The sequence below is a fragment of the Serratia sp. JSRIV006 genome (genome assembly GCF_019968685.1).
GTDB classification, from domain to species: domain Bacteria; phylum Pseudomonadota; class Gammaproteobacteria; order Enterobacterales; family Enterobacteriaceae; genus Chania; species Chania fonticola_B.
The window spans coordinates 3943488-3964014 of sequence record NZ_CP074137.1; the positions used below are offsets into that span (position 1 = coordinate 3943488).

At 49.0% G+C, this 20527-nt stretch carries 25 protein-coding genes and 1 pseudogene; all 26 read right to left on the reverse strand.

What is annotated here, in order from left to right; translation table 11 throughout:
- Nucleotides 1-10: 10 nt before the first annotated feature.
- The 26 genes and pseudogenes from KGP16_RS18225 to KGP16_RS18345 all read right to left on the reverse strand — a co-directional run bounded on the left by KGP16_RS18225 (nt 11) and on the right by KGP16_RS18345 (nt 20403).
- On the reverse strand, nt 11-229 hold the full coding sequence (locus KGP16_RS18225; RefSeq protein ID WP_223500122.1) for a hypothetical protein: 219 nt from the start codon (nt 227-229) through the stop codon (nt 11-13).
- A pseudogene (locus KGP16_RS27620) lies at nt 226-852 on the reverse strand (glycine-rich domain-containing protein); the annotation flags it as partial. The gene KGP16_RS18225 and the pseudogene KGP16_RS27620, both read right to left, overlap by 4 nt.
- A gap of 263 nt (nt 853-1115) precedes the next feature.
- A complete protein-coding gene (locus KGP16_RS18235; RefSeq protein ID WP_223500124.1) occupies nt 1116-1796 on the reverse strand; it encodes a YmfQ family protein in 681 nt (226 codons plus the stop codon).
- Nucleotides 1793-2941, reverse strand: coding sequence for a baseplate J/gp47 family protein (locus KGP16_RS18240; protein ID WP_223500125.1), 1149 nt, complete (start codon nt 2939-2941; stop codon nt 1793-1795). Before KGP16_RS18240 ends, KGP16_RS18235 begins: the two co-directional genes overlap by 4 nt.
- 3 nt (nt 2942-2944) lie before the next feature.
- On the reverse strand, nt 2945-3382 hold the full coding sequence (locus KGP16_RS18245) for a phage GP46 family protein (protein ID WP_223500126.1): 438 nt from the start codon (nt 3380-3382) through the stop codon (nt 2945-2947).
- The gene (locus tag KGP16_RS18250) at nt 3379-3966 is read right to left on the reverse strand and encodes a phage baseplate assembly protein (RefSeq protein ID WP_223500127.1); all 588 of its coding nucleotides are present in this window, start codon (nt 3964-3966) and stop codon (nt 3379-3381) included. Before KGP16_RS18250 ends, KGP16_RS18245 begins: the two co-directional genes overlap by 4 nt.
- Nucleotides 3963-5036, reverse strand: coding sequence for a phage baseplate assembly protein (locus KGP16_RS18255; protein WP_223500128.1), 1074 nt, complete (start codon nt 5034-5036; stop codon nt 3963-3965). Before KGP16_RS18255 ends, KGP16_RS18250 begins: the two co-directional genes overlap by 4 nt.
- Nucleotides 5033-6436: a DNA circularization protein gene (locus tag KGP16_RS18260; RefSeq protein WP_223500129.1), complete on the reverse strand. Its 1404-nt coding sequence runs from the start codon at nt 6434-6436 to the stop codon at nt 5033-5035. Before KGP16_RS18260 ends, KGP16_RS18255 begins: the two co-directional genes overlap by 4 nt.
- A 71-nt stretch (nt 6437-6507) precedes the next feature.
- A complete protein-coding gene (locus tag KGP16_RS18265) occupies nt 6508-7263 on the reverse strand; it encodes a hypothetical protein (protein WP_223500131.1) in 756 nt (251 codons plus the stop codon).
- Between the two features lie 8 nt (nt 7264-7271).
- The gene (locus tag KGP16_RS18270) at nt 7272-9164 is read right to left on the reverse strand and encodes a hypothetical protein (protein ID WP_223500132.1); all 1893 of its coding nucleotides are present in this window, start codon (nt 9162-9164) and stop codon (nt 7272-7274) included.
- Between the two features lie 120 nt (nt 9165-9284).
- Nucleotides 9285-9575, reverse strand: a complete 291-nt coding sequence (locus tag KGP16_RS18275; RefSeq protein ID WP_223500133.1) for a phage tail assembly protein — start codon at nt 9573-9575, stop codon at nt 9285-9287.
- Between the two features lie 2 nt (nt 9576-9577).
- Nucleotides 9578-9946 carry a phage tail tube protein gene (locus tag KGP16_RS18280; protein WP_223500134.1) on the reverse strand — a complete coding sequence of 123 codons (369 nt, stop codon included), beginning with the start codon at nt 9944-9946 and terminating at the stop codon, nt 9578-9580.
- Between the two features lie 9 nt (nt 9947-9955).
- Nucleotides 9956-11458 carry a phage tail sheath subtilisin-like domain-containing protein gene (locus KGP16_RS18285; RefSeq protein ID WP_223500135.1) on the reverse strand — a complete coding sequence of 501 codons (1503 nt, stop codon included), beginning with the start codon at nt 11456-11458 and terminating at the stop codon, nt 9956-9958.
- Nucleotides 11458-11655, reverse strand: a complete 198-nt coding sequence (locus KGP16_RS18290) for a DUF2635 domain-containing protein (protein WP_223500136.1) — start codon at nt 11653-11655, stop codon at nt 11458-11460. Before KGP16_RS18290 ends, KGP16_RS18285 begins: the two co-directional genes overlap by 1 nt.
- Before the next feature lie 4 nt (nt 11656-11659).
- Nucleotides 11660-12202, reverse strand: a complete 543-nt coding sequence (locus KGP16_RS18295) for an ATP-binding protein (protein ID WP_223500137.1) — start codon at nt 12200-12202, stop codon at nt 11660-11662.
- A complete protein-coding gene (locus KGP16_RS18300; protein WP_223500138.1) occupies nt 12199-12546 on the reverse strand; it encodes a hypothetical protein in 348 nt (115 codons plus the stop codon). The genes KGP16_RS18295 and KGP16_RS18300 overlap by 4 nt, the downstream gene beginning before the upstream one ends.
- The gene (locus KGP16_RS18305; protein ID WP_223500139.1) at nt 12546-12713 is read right to left on the reverse strand and encodes a hypothetical protein; all 168 of its coding nucleotides are present in this window, start codon (nt 12711-12713) and stop codon (nt 12546-12548) included. Before KGP16_RS18305 ends, KGP16_RS18300 begins: the two co-directional genes overlap by 1 nt.
- 44 nt (nt 12714-12757) lie before the next feature.
- Complete coding sequence (locus KGP16_RS27600) at nt 12758-12889, reverse strand: hypothetical protein (protein WP_256461124.1); 132 nt, start codon at nt 12887-12889, stop codon at nt 12758-12760.
- Between the two features lie 101 nt (nt 12890-12990).
- Nucleotides 12991-14037, reverse strand: coding sequence for a major capsid protein (locus KGP16_RS18310; protein ID WP_223500141.1), 1047 nt, complete (start codon nt 14035-14037; stop codon nt 12991-12993).
- Between the two features lie 76 nt (nt 14038-14113).
- Nucleotides 14114-14506, reverse strand: coding sequence for a head decoration protein (locus KGP16_RS18315; protein ID WP_211136565.1), 393 nt, complete (start codon nt 14504-14506; stop codon nt 14114-14116).
- Nucleotides 14506-15099 (reverse strand): hypothetical protein, encoded by a 594-nt coding sequence (locus KGP16_RS18320; RefSeq protein ID WP_223500143.1) that lies wholly within the window; start codon nt 15097-15099, stop codon nt 14506-14508. The genes KGP16_RS18315 and KGP16_RS18320 overlap by 1 nt, the downstream gene beginning before the upstream one ends.
- Nucleotide 15100: 1 nt before the next feature.
- A complete protein-coding gene (locus KGP16_RS18325; protein ID WP_223501548.1) occupies nt 15101-15955 on the reverse strand; it encodes a S49 family peptidase in 855 nt (284 codons plus the stop codon).
- A 5-nt stretch (nt 15956-15960) separates the two neighbouring features.
- On the reverse strand, nt 15961-17595 hold the full coding sequence (locus KGP16_RS18330) for a phage portal protein (protein ID WP_223500144.1): 1635 nt from the start codon (nt 17593-17595) through the stop codon (nt 15961-15963).
- 2 nt (nt 17596-17597) lie between these two features.
- A complete protein-coding gene (locus KGP16_RS18335) occupies nt 17598-17837 on the reverse strand; it encodes a gpW family protein (protein ID WP_223500145.1) in 240 nt (79 codons plus the stop codon).
- A gap of 6 nt (nt 17838-17843) precedes the next feature.
- On the reverse strand, nt 17844-19820 hold the full coding sequence (locus KGP16_RS18340) for a phage terminase large subunit family protein (protein ID WP_223500146.1): 1977 nt from the start codon (nt 19818-19820) through the stop codon (nt 17844-17846).
- Nucleotides 19792-20403 (reverse strand): RNA polymerase subunit sigma-70, encoded by a 612-nt coding sequence (locus KGP16_RS18345; RefSeq protein ID WP_223500147.1) that lies wholly within the window; start codon nt 20401-20403, stop codon nt 19792-19794. Before KGP16_RS18345 ends, KGP16_RS18340 begins: the two co-directional genes overlap by 29 nt.
- Nucleotides 20404-20527: the final 124 nt, after the last annotated feature.

Genomic DNA, 20527 nt, shown 5'->3' on the forward strand with positions numbered 1-20527 from the left:
TGAAGTGTTATTACTTGTTTGCTGGGCTGTTATTTATACTGGTAAATTTTTCATCATCGTAGAATAAACCATCAACATCATTAAAATACATACCGGACTGGCAAAAGGTATCAACCTCTATTTTTATTAATTTAAAACCGACAACTGAGAATTTATCATCTGCGACAATTGTATTCTCAACGTAATTGGAATCAGTTTCTAACATGGCATAATTATCTGTTTGTATCATGATAGTTCCTCAATAATCACAATCCCCGCAGCACCATTACCGCCGCGCCCCGATAACCCACTGTATGCCGGGTCGTATGCCCCGCCACCACCGGTCCCTGGTGCGCTGCCATTCACCCCGCCGCCGCCAGTTCCCGCACCTGCACCGGAACGACCACCGCCTCCAAAGTAGGAGGCTCCCCCGCTTCCAGTAAGAAATAGCACACCAGATTGTCCATCGTTGCCGTATCCACCAGCTATCCGAATATCTCCCGTCAGCGGAACTCCTCCGTTACCGCCTGCGGTATTTGAAGCGCTGGACTTACCTGCACCGCCTCCACCTGTGGCAACCAGGGAGCCGAAAGTTGTCGAACCACCATCTGAACCATTTGCAGGTCCATTTCCACCCGCACCGCCCGCACCAATTATTACGGGGTAGCTAGTAGCGCCTGTTAGCAGGAACGTCGTTATGATAGTTCCCCCAGCACCACCACCTGCACCAGAAAATGTCTCTGCGGAACTTGATGCCTGACACCCGCCACCACCACCGCCGCCACCTGTCATTGTGATGCGGACTTTCTTGGTTCCTGGTGTTGGTATGTAAGTTCCTGATGCTCTAAAAGACTGAGTGCTTAGTAAGCGCCCTGGGCCTACTGATTTATTGATGGCTTTCAATATTTGACCGTAATCACTCGGGTCAAGCACCATACCTGAGCCTTCAACAATATTTACTAATTCTCTTTGCCATGTATTAAATATTTCAGCCAATAGAACAGTAGGCGTAACACCCTGGGCAACATTCCCATTCGTAAATTCACCATTCTGATCTGCGGTATCCGTTACGCTACCAATTTTTTGCATGACTAATCCTCACTCAAGGAATGATTTTTATTAAATATTAACTGTATTTATTGCGAAAGATGTCCGGAAGTTACATCAAACATTCCAGCAAATTCTGGCGTTACATCGTAAACACCCTCTTCATTAAAACCAAAATATATATAACCAAATTTCACTATTGTATGTGAAGGTGATAATGAAGAAAGACGACACTCTAATTGTTTATTCCCCCACGAGGCCAATGGGTCACCACAATAAGATAACCCGCATCTGGCACGAACTAGTGTTGTATCTTCAGCCTCCACAAGCCAGACAAATGGCCAGTCATCGCCATTTAAGCCGTCGCCACATGCTGATAATCCGGAGCGAGCCTGACGAAACTCTTTAACCGTTATCGTATATCCGAGCGCTTTAGCTATGCCGATAAAATAAGATTTAGACTGGCCACCGGTACTGATGAGTTTTGATACCACCGCAGACTGTCGCTTTGCAATCGTATCTACTTCACCAATCGAGCAATCATCAGGTAAACCAAGTGATTTTTCCCACTCGGTCAATAAAATGGTTGCTGTTGCGGGAAACCCGCCTTTTAAGAGGGAAATGGCGTCACTATCGCTACGCTCAAAAGTGGTTGCAAGTGCGCGGGTCACCGCAGTTTGCACTGCACCAGAATCACGTGGCCACGCCAAGCCCAGAGGAATTAATGATTGCAGCGCCTGACTATAACTTTCAGCAGGGTACTGGCTCATGTGTAGGTCACCTCTCCACGAACAGGAAGATCACCAACTTCCAAGGTAATGTTTACGCTGGGTGATACCAATATAAATCCTGCTGTTCCATCCACATCACCGATCGCCCGATTCAAATCAGAAATATATATTTTCCCGGTCCCGTCCGGGTTTCCGTCTTCAAAAAATACGTTATCAATCGCGTTATTGATGGCCGTGGTTACATCACTTCCTACATTGCTGATCCCGCTGATTTCAAAACCAATGATTTTTTCAACCGGGGAGCAGACGTAAACCAAAGCTGTTACGGGCTGCAACGGATAAATATAGTCAGCTACACGCCCCTGATCTCCTGTTGCTTTTGCTGCCCCCCAATCATCTAACTGGCTGATCCCGTCAGTACCCACCGGAAAACCGTGGTTTGTTTCGTCGTTGCCGTCACACATGATATACACGCCAACAGTCCCTGCACCCATCAGGCGACGCTTTATCCAGCAGCGGGTAACACCAGGCACAGCAAGAGCCCATTGCTTATAATCTGTATCGCTACCACCTTGGGGTGGGTTTTGATATGCCAGCAGCATACGAGCCCGGAAATTCTCCTTATCCTCAATATCAGCCCCACCTACTGCTGGCTCTATCATCCTGCCCGTTGAGTCTATTCCAGGGGTTGCTGTGTCAAGTGTAAGGATAGTTCCTGTGGGGGCATTACCCGCATACCCACCACCAGTAGGGTCATTAACGATATCAGGTAGAATTGCAGTCAATTTGCCTGTTGCCGTGCGATCAGAGCCAATCGCCACACCGTCATCCAAGCGATACTGATAGCCATCGCCACGGTTTAGAATGGCCCCAGAGCCAATACTGGCCCCAACAGTACCGGTAAATTGATAATTTTCCGTTTGGGCTGCTGTGGCTGCGTTCTGATATACAGACTTCATAGCCGCCCAGCCAGATAACCATTCGTCTGTAGCCGTGTAAGGTGTTGCTTGAAGCGCGATGTAATCGAGATAGCCGTAATGTAAATGCGCCATCCCAGCATCAACATCGGCCAATATTTTCATGTTTGAAAATCGCAACAGGGAGCCGGTTTTTCTTAACTCAGCCTGTAACTGTGTGCGATTCTGCTCACGTAATTCGGTTAGAGTGGGCCGTTTGAATGGCATTTATTATTGCTCCCATACCCAAAAGAAACGCAGATCTGTGCTGTCTGTAGCACCTGGTTGCTGATAGCGGAGAAAAATGTTTAAGCGGCGGGGAAATATAATTTGTGTGGCAACATCAATAGATGCAACCACACCATCAGAAACCAGCCAGGATAATGCATCGCTGCAATACCCTTCGGCTTTAAGTGCCACTGCGGGGGTGAGTTTGCTACGACGCAGCAGCCAGAGTAATGACCCTACCGCCTTTTCCTCTCCGGCATTGCCCCACCACCCTCGGCGATCGTTGCCGTCAAAATCATCATCAGGCCGGGCCGGAAGATCGGTAAACAAACTGATGATAATGGCAGTTTGCAGGTCATTACCAGATACTAGGTCACCTTGCCCTTCTCGCCACTCAGCTCGCAGCCGGTCAACATCCCAAAAAGAACTGATATCGCTCATTCAACTATCTCCCTCGGCCTCTCACTGGTTTTCGTCTCGCTACCACCCTGAACATTTTTAACGTCGTGATTGTGGCGGTTATATGCATCCCTCAACTGCTTTAGCGTGACTGTGTTCTCATCACAATGATCGGTTATGTCTCCAGTAGAGAATATGGATGGCGTTTCAAGGCGAATGGACTCGGTAGCCTTTACCGTGACAGTTGACGCATTATTGATATCAACTGGCTTGCCTTGGGCTTCAATCACAATCCCTTTCTCCGTCAGCTTTACGTACATACCCCACTGGTTATAAATCACTGTCTCCCCAGAACTCAGCCCCGTATGCCGGAATGATGGGTTATTACTGGCTACGATCACCGCACTTGAGCGATCCCCTCCCAAAAATGCCAACACAACATCCGTTCCTACGGGTAACCCGGATGAAAAGCCGAATTCAGCCATGCGCGGAGTTTTATCACGAACCTCAAGCGGTGTTTGATACTGTACCTCCTGAACACCACCAGAATCATTGTGCGCAGTGATCCGGCCAATACCTAGCATCATTGATACACGTCTTCCCAGTTGCCTGATAACATCGTTCATCGGGTTAGCTCCAGCATCTGGCTATAAAATTGATAGGGTTGAACTGAGAATGCAGCAGGCGGCATTAATACCATTCGAGCTGTTGTACCTGCGTTGCCATCGCGAATAAACGTCACTTCTGATAGCAACCAAAGTTCGTCACGTAAACCAAACTTAGAAATACTGATCGGGATAAGGGTATTAGGTTCCCATAATTTCCCTTCGCTATCCCGCCAACTATCAACCGTTACCTGTAGCTGCTTTGAACGGCCATATCGCCGATTCATTTCCCAATCAATGCAGTTTTGCGCCTGCTGATTTGCGATCATGGTGCTTTCGACAATAATTATGCGGTTGCGATATCGCATTTCTGCCGCTTCTGGATCACGAGCTCGGGCAAGCGTTACCGATGAATATCCACTGTTTGGTGATATTTCCATTACCGGAGTCATCGACATCGATACACCCACATAATCTGAAAATCGCTCGTCCATGGCATCGGTAAATGAGGCATATTCGATATTCTTCCCCAATTCCACACCGCTGGCTGCTTTACGGGTACCAACTCGGGTTAACAGCAAATTACCGTCAGGGGTATCAAAATATAGAAGTGCCGCCCACCGGCTGATCCTATCGATAACCTCCTGTGACGACTCGCCCCAATTCAGTGTAAATTGAGGTACGGTAGCCATATCAGTTACATCGGAGGAAACGCTGATACCGTAGGGCGCGGCCAGTCGCTGGGCAATTTGCAGCGCGTTGGCTTGGCTGATCACGTTGTTCGGCCACTCTGCCGAGCAGTCAACCAGGTCTTGGCACTTGCTGCGCCCAGTAGCTCTGACTTCATGCCGAGATTTGGATATTGATGGGTTCCAGCGGTCTATATAGCCAGTAATTACCAGGTCGCCTCCCAACGTTACTTGGCACGGTTCCCCTTTTTTAACAAGTTGTTCCTCTCCAGAACCGGGGTAGTAGTCCATGAGAGACAAGTCGAAATCTGAAGGCAATCGCTCAATGCCACGCGTAACCCTTACCGAATCCCACCCATGAATTAACCGATTGCCCACTTTCAGAATCAGCTCATCTGTCATTTTCTCAACGCCCTAAAAGTTAATGGCATGAAGGCAGGGTGTCGCGGCTGTACGGCCTGGATAAGTTCATCTGCACGGGCACCATCTTGATAGAGCCGGTTAGCTAAGGTGAGTGCGGGTAGTGATGCAGGCATAGAAACCTGAGTCAATGAACTGAGTTGCGCCCCTTTTACCGTGAAAGCATTAACAAGCGCATCACGCGTTCTCAACAGGCTGAGATAGCTCTCATCGTTCCCCGAATCAGCCACTGTCAGTAAAACATTATCGAGCGTGTCACACACGCGGTTAAGCATGGCGATCGCATCGTCGTAGCTGTCTGGCTCATAATCAACGGCAACTACGGCCATCGCGCCAGCAGAGAGCGTACAAATTAGAATTGTGGCACTGTTTGAAATAGCTGAATCGCTATCTGTCGAGTAAAACGTGTTATTTCGGAATGCCGCAAGCGTTTCTAACATACGGATTTTTTCTTCAATACTGCCGCTCAGAAAAATTATCTGATCAACAATAGCCCTCACACCGTCCGAGAACGCCTCAATCGAATTGATATTTTCCAATGCATCGACTTCAGCTAGCAGTTTTGCCCGTCCGGTGACCGCTTCAGCCATTTTAATCTGCACCAGACCGGCATAATCATTTGTGTCTTCTTTTCTGGTCACAACACCTGTTAGACCAGATACGCTGCCGCCTACTGTTCCCTTGTTGTAGCGACCATAACGGGCACTGCCGAACGTTGATTTCAATACATTACTGAGGTTTGTTACCTCATTGGTTGTACCTCGCACAAAACCGCCCCAGAACGCCGCCGTATTCTTCAAAGTTTTAATAGCTTGGGTAACTGTTCTCAGTTCACTGCGAACCGTTGCAATAAACTTAACCGCTGATGTTGCAGCCGTGCGTAGCCAATTGGCATTAACCGTGGAACTGGCAGCAGTGTTACCGGTGATGGAGAACACCTTTAGCCCTGACTCGATAACAGTTAACGTAAACTCGAAAGCTCGGCCAGTCTCCATGCTGTCCTGAACCCGTAACCCGCCGTCTGGAATGCTGACCGTCAATTCACCCAACGTTGGGTGAACCAAAATACCCGCCCCTTCCATTTCGCATGCGGCCACCAGCGAATCTCGTTGAGTCATGACATCTGGTGCGTCATATACCAAACTATCCTGCACGATAAAGCCGCGCAAAGTTAACTTTCTGGTACCACGCCCCAAGTCCTCCACCCACGCGGTATTGCGGTAGGGATATTCATGCACGGCCTGGCGGCGGCCAAAAACCCCTTCACCGCTAACGATTGCAAATGGCACCCCACGAAATGAAGCAGGATGAATATGCGCTTGCCAGTTCCATTTCTGCCCACTCCCCAGCAGAGATGACAATGCATCTGTAATTAGTGCCATTACTCCCCCCATAAAAAAACCCGCTCAGGTGGCGGGTTTTAATAACGATTTTTTTCGCAAGAAAAGCGGTCTTATCTAGGCCTAAAATCAACCCCAGCAGGGAGGCACTTCAGATCGCCAAATTCTTCAGTTCTCGTATCCAGTTGGCATACTGTATTACCCTTCCAATCGATCATAAACACAGGGAAATATGCTCCAACATCATCATGTTTGATCTTTGTCACCGCAATACATCCTCGGCACTCATCTGCCAGGACATTCATATATTTGTAATTACCATCTGTCACAAATATCGGTTTTATAGGAAGAAGTCTTGCATCCATATCTACGGGTACAGAAAACGAGTGAATTGCGTCACTTGTGGCCCATGCTGGCACTGAAAAATATAAAACCTTATGTAATTCATCAAATCCCTCTAGCAACATCTCCCGAAGTAGCGCTTTGGGGTTTTCGTAATTCCTGTTCCCCACCATTAACGTTTTTTTCATCGGCTGACCATTTGACAAGAGATATACTGCTACAATCATGCTCTTATCAGTTTGCGGGTCGAATGTTGTTACATAAAAGAACTCCATATTTTTATTAGGCTTAATTGAAGATGTCACCACCCCAGTTTTACTATCAGCAATCCACGAAGTCACATCTCGGTTACCAAGACAGGCATTAACGACTTTAGAACGATACTCACCATTATTATCATTTTGTTGGAGGAACGAAAAAAAAGGGTGTTCATCATTACTATAATTACACCCTAAATTAGCTGATAATCCCGCATGAGAAAATAGCAAAAAGGAAATAGTAAATAACACCTTTAATAATCTACCCATAGCACCCTCTATCCATTATATTGCATCGGTAAAGAAACTCGGCCACCACCATCGGCTTGCACCTTATGTCGCTCACCAGTTTGGCTGTTTATCAGGGTAACCTCAAGCTGGAATTTATTCTCACTGATGGCCTTAGACATGGCTTCTGAAACCTTACTTAGGTCCTCTTGCTGAATACTAACTGGAGCGAGTATTGATGCTTTCCCTGCATCTTGGGTTGGACTACCATCCCCAGCAAGTGATGACTCCCATCCATCGCGTTGATTAATTAAAGTATTTTTATCTCTTTTTCCACTCCATCGAGGCTCAAACACTGCATCATGAATAGAACCCATAAGGTCATCGTTACTGAACGGTTGGGACCCATTTTCATGCTTAATCATTGCAGCCATTAATTTATTGAGAGTCTCAGGTGAGCTCAGGTCAAGTCTTGCTCTTGGATCAAAGCCTGTTTGTTTCGCAACATCATTGACATATGCCTGAGTGTCGTTCTCATTGGAGGGTGCATAGGTATGGATTATGCCATTCAGAGTGTTATTGCCCCGATCACCATAAAGCATCAGTTGACGAGCCATAGCAGCATTACCATCTTTCGCTGAAGCAAAGATTGGGAAACTACCATCATAACCTATAGCATTTGGTGCAGCTCTAACGTTACCTGGATTGTTGTTCCGCAACCCCCTCGCATTATTTTTCTGTTGTTCATAAGACACGCCAGAACCGTAAAATGGTTCTGCACTATTTGAAATATCCGCCTGAAGCTGATTAACTGCTTCGTTTGGTCGCTGCCAAGCTTGGTACTTATCACGGTAACCGTCAGTCATATAGCCATAATCAAGGGCGATTTTATCCCACTCACCAAGCGTTTTATAAAATTCAGGATTATTATAACCCCACCGTAATTGTTCAGACTCCTTGCCTCTATTTAAACCAATTGCGTGGCCGAGAGAAATACTGTCCAATCCGTTAGAGAGTACATCTGTTATACCCTCCAGGCCATCCTTAACCGAACCGTCAGATAACAACCATTCAAAAATACCACTCTTTGTCCTTTTTTTAAGCCCTTCATATGCTGCCCCCAACTCATTAAAGGTGCCACTTAATGCTGTTAATTCACCGCTCAGATCTGGGTCAACAGTTAAGCCGAATTTATCCGATTTAGAAAGTAATTCCTTGAGCCTGAGCCCTTCACGCAGTAACGCTAAATGATTTGCATCAAGCCCTATGGCATCAGTAACTGTTTTTTGTTTTTCTGATGTGAGAGTGGGTAATACTCGCGCCATGCGTTCCATAGTAGCCACCACGTCTGCTGTGCCATTTTTATTTTGTACAATCTGTACGCCTATTTGCTGTAACGCAGCAAGAGTGCCATTGTTTCTACCCTGCAATGCCTCGTTAAATGTATAAAACAATCCCTCGGTTGACTGATTGGCGGATTCGGCGTTTATACCCAAAATCTGCATAGCACCAGACAAACGGGAGAAATCATCAACCCGCATGCCTGCGTTTTTCGCTGCTACATCTAGCTCATAGGCGCTATGGCTGGCATCCTGCAAACTGCCAGCCATGTAGGCAACCCCTTTACCAATACCGTACGCAGCCGCTCCTGCTGCACCGAATTTTAGTGCCCCGCCAAGCTTCCCCCCCAGTTCGCCTACCATTTTCAACGGCGGCACCATATCGCCGATAAACTGGACGTTATCACGCGCAAAGGTTGATATTTGTGACAGGCGTTCGCTCAATGAATCCAAACCATCAAGAGAGTCCTGGCCACCAAGCTTCAGATTGTCGGTTGTCGTTTCCAATAATGGATTTAGCCGTTTAACGACATCATCAATCCGTTGAATAGCAGCCGAAACTTGATCATCGGCATGCAGTTCAAAGTCAAACGAGTTAGCCATTTTTGCCTGCCTTTATCTTATTCATCCTGCGTGCCTGCTCGGCCCAGAAATTCAACCTGGTACGGCTCAGGGCCCACGCATCCTGTGGCCCCCATCCATAATACTTCGTTACCTCAGCGGCTAACTGCTGCCATCCTTCGAGGGATCGAAGCTCAAAAAACCCAACATGTACACCTCACAACGCTTGTAATCGGTAAAATGCATGTTGGCTAACGGGCCTTCTGGTACGCCAGAAACCAGGCTGATAAGCAGGCGCATGGCGTTGAGCGCCCCCTTTTGCTCTCTGCGCTCGTAAAACTGCTCCGCCTGCACAAGTACAGGCTCTTTCAGTTCTAATTCTGAATATACGAGCTTGCCCCCCGCCGTTTCCAAGGGCTTCTTAAGCGTGATAGTTTTGGCTTCTTCCAACATAATTAATACTCCGTGACCGATCCGCCTTCCCAGCGCATATCGAAGGTTGCTTCTTCACTGTCAACATCTTGCGTGTTAACAGACCACATGTTTTCGCCAATAATCGTCTTACCGTTTGCGAGCTCAACTACAACCGTAACGTTTGTGGCATCGTTCAACCCCTCCAATGAGGTTCCGCCACTATCACGACCCTGGTAGCCAATAAACGGTGCACGGGGCTTTTCTTTATACCCATGAACCCAATCCATACCGGTTAACGTTGTGCGCTCTACTTTAGAAACGCTGTACTTGAACTGGCCTGCAACCATTACCGTGACGCCATCAACGGTCACGTAGGCAGTACCGGCCAGGCGATTGCTTGTATCTCCCATGAATCCCCCTTAGGCTACGGTTTCTGCCCGACGCCATTGATTGAGCAATGCGAAAATTTCCAACTGGTCGATCAGCGTACCAGTCCACAACACATCAATGCGCTTAGTATTGCTGCTGTTACGCTCGACCTGTAAAGACTTGGCAAATGCAGCAGCATCCTGCACGTAGCCATTCCTCTCCAGCGTTCGATATTGCGCGATAAGTTCAGCACGGATAACGTTCGGCGTAACAATTGCGGAGCCTGGTACAAACCGGGTGCCATCATTCGCCAGCTTCATACGGCCGAATTTAGACGTGATTTGCGTCCGAAGGAATCGCGTCACGAACATCAGAGTAAACAGCGTTTCGATGTTCAGGTAGCTATCATCAGGATCGCCAAACTTGTTTTTCTGGTACGTTGAAATCGTTTTTTCAACCTGCACAGAACCATCATCAGCCACATTGAAGGTGGAAATCCCGCTGAATAGCAGATTGTTTCGCTCGGTGAGCATCAGGCGGCTTTCCAGCGGTGGTGCCAATACGCCGCTAATCGTCAGTGTTTGTGTTGGTCGGCCTGGGTCGATACGCAAGCTCGGTGCAATGGCTCCAGTATGCGCTGCCGCCCACAAGTAAGCCGGTGTAGGTGAATCAGAAATGCCAAGCAGGGTTTCATGCTGGTTATTTCGTAACTCACCCGCTGCCGCCAATGACCCATAGGTGCCAGATATGGCGCTGAAGGCGTGACCGTAAATCTGCTGGTTGTACGCCCAACGGCCTACCGTATCTGATAGGAACTCCTTAAGAGCATCCAAGGAAGTGGTATCGGTGTATGGGTTTACAATGAAATCAAACTCCCGATCCTGCAAATTACCCAAGGCCCCCATTAACTCAGGCGCACCTGCACCACTCGCCATCGGGGTGATCACCAATGCTAACCCAGCAGGAGTTTCCTCACCGCCTGCTGTCCCGTGGTAATTGAGGCGGATGTCGATCATGTTGCCATGCGCCCCCTTATTTTTTGCAGTGAACTCCACAGAGTCAGGGGCTTTTACAGTAGCAATTACAGGTAAACGGCTCTGTGCATTCACCGCTGCAACGATTGCAGCAGTTACAGCGGCTGGAGCGTCTGACTCGACAACTGTCAACTGAACGCGCATCCCCGCAATATACAATGACAACACACCGGTTGCGCTAGCACCGGATGTCACCTGAATCCCGCCTTTCGCGGCTGTCATGCCTGTCGTAGCATCTACCAGCGGTAAAATCCAGATTTCTGCCGATGTGTCATTAGCGAGATAAGCCGTCATCATGTTATGCAACATCGAGCCACTGCCACATGTACCAGCTACAGCTGAGTCAGACGACATCCGCTGAGGAATTCCCGGCGAAAACGGCGGAGTTGCAGACGTCAGCATTTGCCCGATCAACAACGTTCTCTGAATTGCCGTTGCCCGGTTCGCCATCGAGTTATCAAACTCAGCATAGAAGAACGGGGCACGTTGATTTGAAGGGAGGCGGTTAAATGGAATCATTACTCACTCTCCTGGCTATTTTTCCCTTTCACCGCCTTTAATGGCGCAGCTTCTTCAGGGGCCACTATTTCGACATCACCATCATGTAGGCGACGACTCCAAAAAATATTGTTGGGGACCAGTTCGCCGGATTCAGGCAAAAAGGTGCCCTTGACCGGATCGCGCACAACGCGGCCCGGTACGGGTTTCACAAACATAGGGTTACTCCAGGTCGATTCTTACGAGAGGTTCAGGGGTGCCGTCAGGCATAGAAATCGTTACGTCCATCCCTTTAAGAGGCTCTGCTTCGATTTCATAAAACTCTTCGGGGCCTTGGTAATATTCAATATCCAGCTCCATCAGTAGTTGCGCGGTATGCCCTTCCCCGCTTGCATCAACATCGATAGTTGAACGGACCTGCAAATATTGTTGAGTTTTGCGGGTCAACTCATAACTGTTGATCACGGCCCGCTCAATTTGTTCACGTAGCCGCTCTAGCGCTATTTCTGCTTTAATAGCGCCGTTATCCTCAGCTTCATCATCAAGTTCTTGCAGACGGCCAGTAATGCGAACGGTTGTCACTGTATTGAATTGAGGGACATTACGCCCCAGCGAGTTTTTAACGTCGATCGGGGTCTGTACCAGAATTACAGGGTACATACTTTCCGTGGTCGGCCAGGTACGTGGCGAGTAAACACGTTCCGCTGCATCCGTCTTACCCACCAGAGCTGAAACAACCAGGTCCCTAATACCGGCAGCATTCATGATTTAACCCTATTCAGGATAAGTTTCGTGCCTCCGTGGCTATCAGGCTGAACGTCGGATACCGTGAACAATGTATTAACCACCGTTCCGCCAACAACGCTGATAAATACCCTATCCCCCTGCTTAGGCTTAGACTTCATTTCAATATCGCGAATACCCAGTACAGGGGATGTAGTATTGATTGTTGAACCGTCATCAAGAGGTTCAACATCCTGGGTATAGGCACGATCGAAGATACCACTGATGGTGTAAGGAGTGCCCCCCCCGTGGGGGCGATACTCCACAGAGTCACCGAACACCTTTTGCAATGGTTCAAGCAGATGTTTATCCCAATCGATGCCCATTACGGCCCCCGGTTTACCTGAACACCATCGGCTACAGTGATTGTTGGTCCATCGTTGGCTACAGCTTGCTGACGCAATTGGGCAACATCAGCTACAACACCCAGAGTTATAAGGCGCTCAGCATCATTGCCATCAAGGGAAAAACTTGCATTTTCTGCATAGTCCACCCCGTTATGCCGAATAAGGTTCCCTTTCAGCACGACGACTGAGGTCAGACCGTCCAGATCACCAGCGTCACCAGCGTCACCAGCGTCACCAGCGTCACCAGCGTCACCAGCGTCACCAGCGTCACCAGCGTCACCAGCGTCACCAGCGTCACCAGCGTTATCGAACACGGGCCCATTAGGCAAATCAACCGCTGCTATTTGCCCATCAACCATTAACTCGGGAGGCAAGCCGCCCAAGTCAGTTTGGTTTTGCACAGTTTTGGTTAGTTTTGCCATATCAGACCACCATCGCGCACAGCGCGGCGTTTACCCGGCTTGGGATGACCAAAGGTGCAGACTGCATCATCAGGAAGCGTTGAGCAGGGTCTTCCACCAGCCAGGATTTTGGCGCGAATGCCATCGGGCCATAATTGAATGCCGGGTCCATAATTGCCCCAAATGCCCGCGTACCCATTAAATCAGCGCCGGACATAATAACGGCACCATCGGGGATCATCGGCTTTTCAATTTCGTCGAGCGGGTCAATAAACCAGTCGTTGTACAGCCACAAATCAAACTGGCCCCAGCGGCCTTTATAAACCGCCCCTTTCTCAACACGCGGCCCGGCATCGACCTGATTACCAAATGGACTCAATGCAGGAAACGTGATCGCGTTATCCTTGATTGATGTATCCAGGCGGAATGCCGTCCATGAACTGTTTGTGAATACCAAGTCAGTTACAACGGAACCGGACTCTTTCAGCACCTGAGTTTGCCATTTTTCAATGGCCTGTGATGGCACGTTATTTGTGGCATTTGCCGCTACGCTCAGCGGCCACTTATCAGCGCCACTCAACGTGATCGTCAGACTGCTGGAGCGCCCAAAATCAATGACGGTAGTTGGGAAGCCATCACCGATAACGGTAATTTTCCCTGATACCAGTGCGTTTGCAGCCATCCATTCCAAGCGGCGGTTAATCATGTCGATCTGATCGGTCATTTCATACATGAGGTTCAGCTGTTCACGCTCTGCCGGTGTCAGTTCACCACCAATACGCTCTCCAATTTGACGGCGAATAGGCTTGCGCAGGTCTGGGGCGCGCTTGTCTTTGATGTATGCTGGCTTAAAGGTATTGGTCTGAAAGCGGCGACTCTCAACCAACTTACCCTGAACCAGCGGAGAAACGAACGGGGCCATACGACGGCGGCCAACATCGACATCGATGCTAACCTCTTCAGTTGTATATTCCACAACGTTCGGGAAAAAACGGTCCAGGAGCCAGTTTTGCGAGGTCAGCAAATTAGGCACGACCTGAACCAACACGTTTGTGCTGTAAATATCCATGAATATCCTCGAATTTAGACGAGTGCAGCCCGACCCGGAGAGTGGGCAAAAATGATTTTAGAAGGAGTGCCCGAAATTATGCGGCAGGTGTAGCGTTACGCAGGAAAATAGCCAGGGGGCGCATTGCAATGCGCAAATCATCGACAGATGTCCAACTGGGGTCATAAATCACCCGCGCAGCATTAAACTCACCCATCAAATACACGCCACCGTTTTTGGCACCTGCCGTTGTATCAATATCGTCAACCAAGATTGCTACTGGCGACTGACTACCATCACTGGCAGTTTTCACACACGCCACATAGATTTTTGATGCGGTGATTTTCCCAAGGATAGTACCGCGTTTTAGCAAACCAGCCTGCCCGATAGTGCCGTTTTCAGTCACTACCTGTAACGGCCCACTGACCAACTGATCGGGAATAAAAACATCGCTGGTCATGCCAGGTGCAAAAGGATTTTGTCCGGCCATTATTTCTTACCCTTCATCTTGTTATAGAGACTGGTCATACTTCCGGCCAGCGCCTGGGGAGTGCCTTTTTCTGCATTCGTGGCGTCAGGCCCGATATGTGGGCTATTTCCACGCATGCGCTCATCAAGAGATTGACGGCGAGGAGGCGACGCAACGCTTACACTACCCGAGGTAGCCATAACGTTAATTGCATCTTTAGAACTCATTGCAGTGTTAAATGCCAGCGATGCTGCCAAAGCCTGATTTTTGGCCGCGTGCTTACTGCCAAAAATAGCAGCACAACGCTGGCGTTCCGCACGACGTCCCTTCTTAACATCCTTATTGTCGTCATCATCTTCGCCATCATCATCACCCTCTTCAGCGTCTGGATCATCATCAGCGTCTGGATCATCGGGATTATCATCAGAACCTTTTGCCTTGGAGTCCTTATCCTTATCGTCGCCCGCCTCCCCATTATCGGCATCCGGATCATCTTTTTCCTTATCATCATCCTCTGCTTTTTTTGCCTTAGACTTTTTACTTTCATCCTCTTCCGACGCAGAAGCACCGCGCCCGATTAAGTGAGCAAAACTAAATAATTTCTGCTTAGCCATTTCAATTACCTATTTTATTTAACAAATTTAAAAATGCCCTGTCAGGGGTGATAATTTCATCCGCCAGCCCAAGAGCGACGCCATCCGCAGCCATAAAGCATGCGGCTTGTGTATCGCGTATAACCTTCTCAGTTATTCCTCTATTGCGAGCAACGGTGCTGACAAAAAGCTGACCAACTGAGTTAACCTCATCCTGAATAGCTTTAGCGGCCTGCTCAGATAGCGGTGTATAGGGATTAGTCTCTGCTTTCCTGTCACCGTAAGTAATTATGGTGACCTGAAACCCATCAGCTTTAATACGTTGTGACCAATCAACATGCATAACGATTACGCCAATTGAGCCAACGCCACCGGTACGCGGTACAGTAATACGGTCTGCCGCACTGGCGAGAGCATAGGCGGCTGAATAAGCACTTTCGCTCAGAATAGAGTGAATAGGCTTTTGCCCTCGGGCCCCATAAATCTCATCAACCAAGTCAAAGCACCCGGCGACCTCCCCACCGGGTGAATCAATATCAAGGCAAATAGCAGATACCTCAGGATCATAAAGCGCTGTCAGGAATGATTGCCGGATTCCGTCGTACCCCGTCATTCCACTGTAGGGTCGCAACGTTCCCAACTTCTGAACTAGGGTCCCCTGGATGGGAATAACAGCCACTCCCCCCACAACCTCATACCCCTTATCTTCAGCTTCAGAATTGAAGTCGTCGTCATCCCCCCAAAAATCATCCGGCATCGCACGTATACGTGTAATACCAAAACGTTCAGCCATCGCCGCCATAACTACTTCAGCTTTACGCGGATGTATAGCCAGTGGCGTGTTGAACATTCTCTGTGCCAGGTGCGGCAGGTTTATGCCTTTCACTGTACCTCCGGTTTTTGTGGCTCAGGAGCAAAGGCATCTGCCTGCGCCCAACTTGGAAGCGGTAAACCGCGCTCTTTATATGCGGCAATCTCACGCTGTCGCTGATCGAGTAATTCTTCCCAATCCTCCCCTACGTTTTCAGCAGCTTCGATTTCAAGTGTGGATAACCCTGCTTCCATGCCCAGAATTGCCCCCTTTTTCTCTGCGACAGGATCAACCCATCCGCGACCCGGTCCCATCCACTGCGCACGGCAATAGGCGGTTTTTGCTTCTAGAAAATCAGGAGCACCAGCCGGAAGCGGTAGGTCTTGTGTATCATGCAACTCCTCAATAAATGCGGAGAGAACAGGTTGGGCGGTGCCGTTCGCATAGTCTGTGCGGCGGCGGGTGAGTGTTTTCCATGCCTCCAGTAACGCCGACCGGGCGGAACTGTAGTTAACATCACTCCAGTCTTGGGTTACCTGTTGAGTAGACAACCCGGTAGCAGCCGCAAAGTTACGCAATACGGCTGACTCAAACTCTTTGAAATTACTGTTTGGTCGTTCAGCAGTAACTGTTCCTATTTTTTCTCCCGGATAAAGAATGGGCATTCGAGCACCATTTTGAAGCGATAGGCGGCGATCATTATGAAACTCCACTCGACCACTTTGATACTCACCAAGTTCTGTATGTTCGGTGTCTAGGGCTGATTCAACCATATCGCGATCGTAGGGTGATTCAATAAATGCGCCGAAAATCGCATTTATTATTGCTGCTTCAAGTTCCGTCTGATCGTACTTGATCAGCATTTTCATTCGCTGGACAACAGGGGTTAAAATCCCTGTGCCTCGATGCTGAGAACCACGCTCATGATCAAAATCATGAATGACTATCGGGCGACCCCAATCTGTTTCACGTAGTACACGCTGCCACGTCATTGTTTTGGCACCGCTCCACCAGTCCCCCATATGAGCTTCCCTGATGTGGTAAGCAATGGGAGCACCATCAGCATCAATCTCTACACCACCTCTAATGTTTGGCATGTCAAAAACGCCATTAGGATTGCTCAGTCGATCGGGGTCGATAACCTGAACCGTGGTTGCGTATTGCGCCCGACCATTGCCCAGTCGATCAGTGCGATACTGCATAACCAGCAATGAATCACCATCAACCAGTTTGTGACGAAATCCCAACCGCAGCATCTGTGAAACCGTCTGCTTGCGCTCCACATCGCAATAACGCCCGGAATCCCCTGACCAGGTACGCCAATGTGCCTCAACCACTCGGCCATACTCATCAGCCCATGTAGCATCAAAAGCATTATTTCCGGTCATCAATGCTAATGCCCGGTAATCAGGTTTGATAATGGGCCGGAAGTTCGCCCCCATTGCATTATCAAGTATTCGCGTAACACTGCCGCTGACCCACCCATCATTACGAACCATATCGCGAACGCGGGAAACAATGCGGTCACGATAGATGTTGATCTCATTATCAGAGGACCACAACGACGGTTGCCAGTTAGCCATATGATCGCCGCTGATATCCGCAGCATCATAGGGAATTCCACTTGAGCTATTAAGCGCTGATATTTTTGGCCGGGACGGAGCCAGAGGCTGTCCATTTAGTCCTAATATTCTGACTTCACCCATACCTACCACCTGAATCTCACTGCGCGGCGGCGACCAATACCGAGCGCGGTTTGAATTTCTGTAATCAACTCATTTAGTTGATCTATATTGGTCTGTTGGTACGTGACTGAGCGAGTGCCATCCCCCTGTGTATATGAGAATGAAATCCCTCGCTTACCCAGCATGAGGTCAAATTTTGCTTGCTGGGCTTCCCCAAGAATGATGCGAAGCCGCTCAGCCGGTATCCCGGTTAATGTTGACATAAGTCCTCACGGTAATAATTGAGAGATACGTTTGCGGTGGGTAGGCTGTGTTGCCTCCTGAATAATTACACCTGGTAGACGAAGGTTCGGCTTATCCTCCGGCTGCTGTGGTACTGGCAACAAGCGATCAGGATTGACAGAGATAATGTCTGCTAGCTTATTCAGTTTAAAGCCGAGATAGAACAACCCACATAACGCCGCATAGCTGTATACCCGGCAGTCCAATGCCTCGTTAGCTCGCCCAGGTATTTGCTCCCAAACGCGATAACGCTGGCCGCCTGACACTTTGAGCACCGATCGCTCCGCCAGCAACTGGCCGAAATAGTTCAAGTCACGATCGGCAGGAAAATGCATAAAGCTGGCGGCCGACTCGCCGGGAGCAGGTGCCTCAATATGCAAACGTCCACGAACGGTATCTTTTGCCGCATTCACGCCAATGATGATTGGCTTGAAACTGGATTTCGATCTAGAGGTGGGCTTTTTAGTTGGCCAAACCGGCGAACGTTTACCCCCGCGTGCGGACTCACCCTTGATTGCCCAAATACGGCGACCAAGACGCTCTTTAGCAAACTCGTACACCTTTTGGGTATGATGCCCGCCTGAATCTATGCAAGCCGCCATGATCGTGAATCCTCGGCCATCAGCACGACGCCAAATCTGTTTGAGATAGACATCAAGGCGCTGCCATGGCTCATCAGTCTCCAGATCGCCTTCAATAACGTCAAAGGCAATGGACCAGCTCTCCTCGTTGCGGCCCCAGCCAGTAACCTCAATTTCAAAGCGACCATCCTGGGTATCAATGCCAGCGGTCAGCACGGCCACTCCATCAGGGACTTCAGCCGCATAAACCTCACATCGCTCCAGCAACCGTTTTTCACTCAGTGCTTTCTCACCACGGTCTTCATACGGTTCCCCCAACACCAAGTTAATGAAGGTCTGCCGCATGAGCGGATCGTTTTTAACCCGTAACCATTCAGCTACGAGGTATTTCCATGCGGCATTTGGAAACAGGCTATATCCCGCCCAGATATGAAAACCAGCATGTCCTTTGAATGGTTTTGCTGCCCGCCATTCACCGAGCTTAACCATTGAAGCCTTTTCGTTATGGTGAATAACACAACCATTGTGGCGGCATACGTAATAAGCTGAGTCAGGAATACCTTCCCCATGTTCATCCTTATCCCACTTGATGCCATATGGAGTATCAGGCCCACCCCATTCAAGTACCTGATATTCACCGCACTGAGGGCAGGGAACGTAATAGCGACGCTGATCACTTTCTTCAAACGCCTTTTCTATTCTGCTTGTACCTTTAACCGTTGGAGTTGAACCCAGCGCTATCTTGCGATTCCAGAACGTTTCCGAACGCTTGATTCCCAGAGCTATCTGGTCACCCTCAACACCGGCACCACCAGACGGATAACCATCTACCTCATCAAACAGGATCACCCGGCAGGTAATACGGCGGAATCCACCGGGACTATTAGCCCCCACCAGCGTTAAGTTGGCTCCATTCACAAACGTTTTTTTGAGAATGGTTTGGTTGCTATCTTTTGCTTTTGGAGCACCACAAATCTCCGCCAAAACCGGCGTATCACGCAGCATGGGCGCGATTTCAGTTTTACTGTAATCCTCAGCATCCTCAACACGAGGCTGAACAATCAGGATCGGCGAAGGGTCATGGGCCAGGTAATAGCCCACAACGTGGTCAAGAATCTTGGTATACCCAACACGGGCAGACTTCATCACCGATACTTGGGTTACAGAGGGATCAGTGATGGCATCCATAATGCCATCTTGATAGGCAAATGAACGAAAGCGGCCAGTCTGTGCGCTGGTTTCTTTTGATAGAACGGCGTATTTATTTGCCCATTCGCTCAGTGAGAGCGGCTCAGGAGGACGAATATCGGAGCGGCGCTGGCGCAACTCCTGCGTGAAGTTATGCCAGGCTGCGTTAGTTCTCTCCTCGGTTGTTATCTGCATCAAGGCTTAATTCCTCCATCGCCTCGTAAACCACCTCTTGCAGTGCCTGTACAAACTCCGCGTCGTTGGTGGTTGAAGCCAGCACCCGAAGTCGGGGGCCATGTTCAGGAGCAATCGCAATCAAACGGGTGCGCATGCGGGAATACTCTTTGCCAACTGCTTCGATCATGTCTTTGTAGGGAAGTACCTGCCCGGATTTGATGTCGTATTCCAGTTGAGTAAGCAGAGCGAGAAAGTTTTCTTTCATCGTCAATGCTTCATCGCGTGTCATCGTCACGCCGTTTTCAGCGATCATTCGCTCGATAACTTTGGCGGCTGGTTCGGCAGAGTCTTTATCTTTTTTGTTACCCGACTTGTTACCTGACGATCTGTTACCCGTCTTGTTACCCTGTTTGTTACCTTGCGTGTTACCTGCTGTTTTTTTAGCAGGCTGGGTAACAGTTTTTCGAAAGCGCTCAATGTTGGCATTAGACGCGTCAACATCGATGTCGTCACCGTCCAGAACCAGCCAACCACGGGCCTTCCAGGTTGTAACCGTCTTGCGGCTGACGCTGTGAAGTTTGGCAAAATCTGACTGGTTCATGTGTTACCTCAGGTGTTACCTGTTACCCAAATTTCAAAAGTTGATAGCTAGACGCAGAACGCGGCGCGCAATGCCCGTGCTTTACAAAAGTGCTAGGAAGGACCCATTTTTTTCTGGAGGCCCA

What these genes read in the sequence shown, in the direction of transcription:
- KGP16_RS18225 (WP_223500122.1), bottom strand. Translation starts at nt 229, where the DNA reads ATGATACAAACAGATAATTATGCCATGTTAGAAACTGATTCCAATTAC.
- KGP16_RS18235 (WP_223500124.1), bottom strand. Translation starts at nt 1,796, where the DNA reads ATGAGCCAGTACCCTGCTGAAAGTTATAGTCAGGCGCTGCAATCATTA.
- KGP16_RS18240 (WP_223500125.1), bottom strand. Translation starts at nt 2,941, where the DNA reads ATGCCATTCAAACGGCCCACTCTAACCGAATTACGTGAGCAGAATCGC.
- KGP16_RS18245 (WP_223500126.1), bottom strand. Translation starts at nt 3,382, where the DNA reads ATGAGCGATATCAGTTCTTTTTGGGATGTTGACCGGCTGCGAGCTGAG.
- KGP16_RS18250 (WP_223500127.1), bottom strand. Translation starts at nt 3,966, where the DNA reads ATGAACGATGTTATCAGGCAACTGGGAAGACGTGTATCAATGATGCTA.
- KGP16_RS18255 (WP_223500128.1), bottom strand. Translation starts at nt 5,036, where the DNA reads ATGACAGATGAGCTGATTCTGAAAGTGGGCAATCGGTTAATTCATGGG.
- KGP16_RS18260 (WP_223500129.1), bottom strand. Translation starts at nt 6,436, where the DNA reads ATGGCACTAATTACAGATGCATTGTCATCTCTGCTGGGGAGTGGGCAG.
- KGP16_RS18265 (WP_223500131.1), bottom strand. Translation starts at nt 7,263, where the DNA reads ATGGGTAGATTATTAAAGGTGTTATTTACTATTTCCTTTTTGCTATTT.
- KGP16_RS18270 (WP_223500132.1), bottom strand. Translation starts at nt 9,164, where the DNA reads ATGGCTAACTCGTTTGACTTTGAACTGCATGCCGATGATCAAGTTTCG.
- KGP16_RS18275 (WP_223500133.1), bottom strand. Translation starts at nt 9,575, where the DNA reads ATGTTGGAAGAAGCCAAAACTATCACGCTTAAGAAGCCCTTGGAAACG.
- KGP16_RS18280 (WP_223500134.1), bottom strand. Translation starts at nt 9,946, where the DNA reads ATGGGAGATACAAGCAATCGCCTGGCCGGTACTGCCTACGTGACCGTT.
- KGP16_RS18285 (WP_223500135.1), bottom strand. Translation starts at nt 11,458, where the DNA reads ATGATTCCATTTAACCGCCTCCCTTCAAATCAACGTGCCCCGTTCTTC.
- KGP16_RS18290 (WP_223500136.1), bottom strand. Translation starts at nt 11,655, where the DNA reads ATGTTTGTGAAACCCGTACCGGGCCGCGTTGTGCGCGATCCGGTCAAG.
- KGP16_RS18295 (WP_223500137.1), bottom strand. Translation starts at nt 12,202, where the DNA reads ATGAATGCTGCCGGTATTAGGGACCTGGTTGTTTCAGCTCTGGTGGGT.
- KGP16_RS18300 (WP_223500138.1), bottom strand. Translation starts at nt 12,546, where the DNA reads ATGGGCATCGATTGGGATAAACATCTGCTTGAACCATTGCAAAAGGTG.
- KGP16_RS27600 (WP_256461124.1), bottom strand. Translation starts at nt 12,889, where the DNA reads ATGGGCCCGTGTTCGATAACGCTGGTGACGCTGGTGACGCTGGTGACG.
- KGP16_RS18310 (WP_223500141.1), bottom strand. Translation starts at nt 14,037, where the DNA reads ATGGATATTTACAGCACAAACGTGTTGGTTCAGGTCGTGCCTAATTTG.
- KGP16_RS18315 (WP_211136565.1), bottom strand. Translation starts at nt 14,506, where the DNA reads ATGGCCGGACAAAATCCTTTTGCACCTGGCATGACCAGCGATGTTTTT.
- KGP16_RS18320 (WP_223500143.1), bottom strand. Translation starts at nt 15,099, where the DNA reads ATGGCTAAGCAGAAATTATTTAGTTTTGCTCACTTAATCGGGCGCGGT.
- KGP16_RS18330 (WP_223500144.1), bottom strand. Translation starts at nt 17,595, where the DNA reads ATGGGTGAAGTCAGAATATTAGGACTAAATGGACAGCCTCTGGCTCCG.
- KGP16_RS18335 (WP_223500145.1), bottom strand. Translation starts at nt 17,837, where the DNA reads ATGTCAACATTAACCGGGATACCGGCTGAGCGGCTTCGCATCATTCTT.
- KGP16_RS18340 (WP_223500146.1), bottom strand. Translation starts at nt 19,820, where the DNA reads ATGCAGATAACAACCGAGGAGAGAACTAACGCAGCCTGGCATAACTTC.
- KGP16_RS18345 (WP_223500147.1), bottom strand. Translation starts at nt 20,403, where the DNA reads ATGAACCAGTCAGATTTTGCCAAACTTCACAGCGTCAGCCGCAAGACG.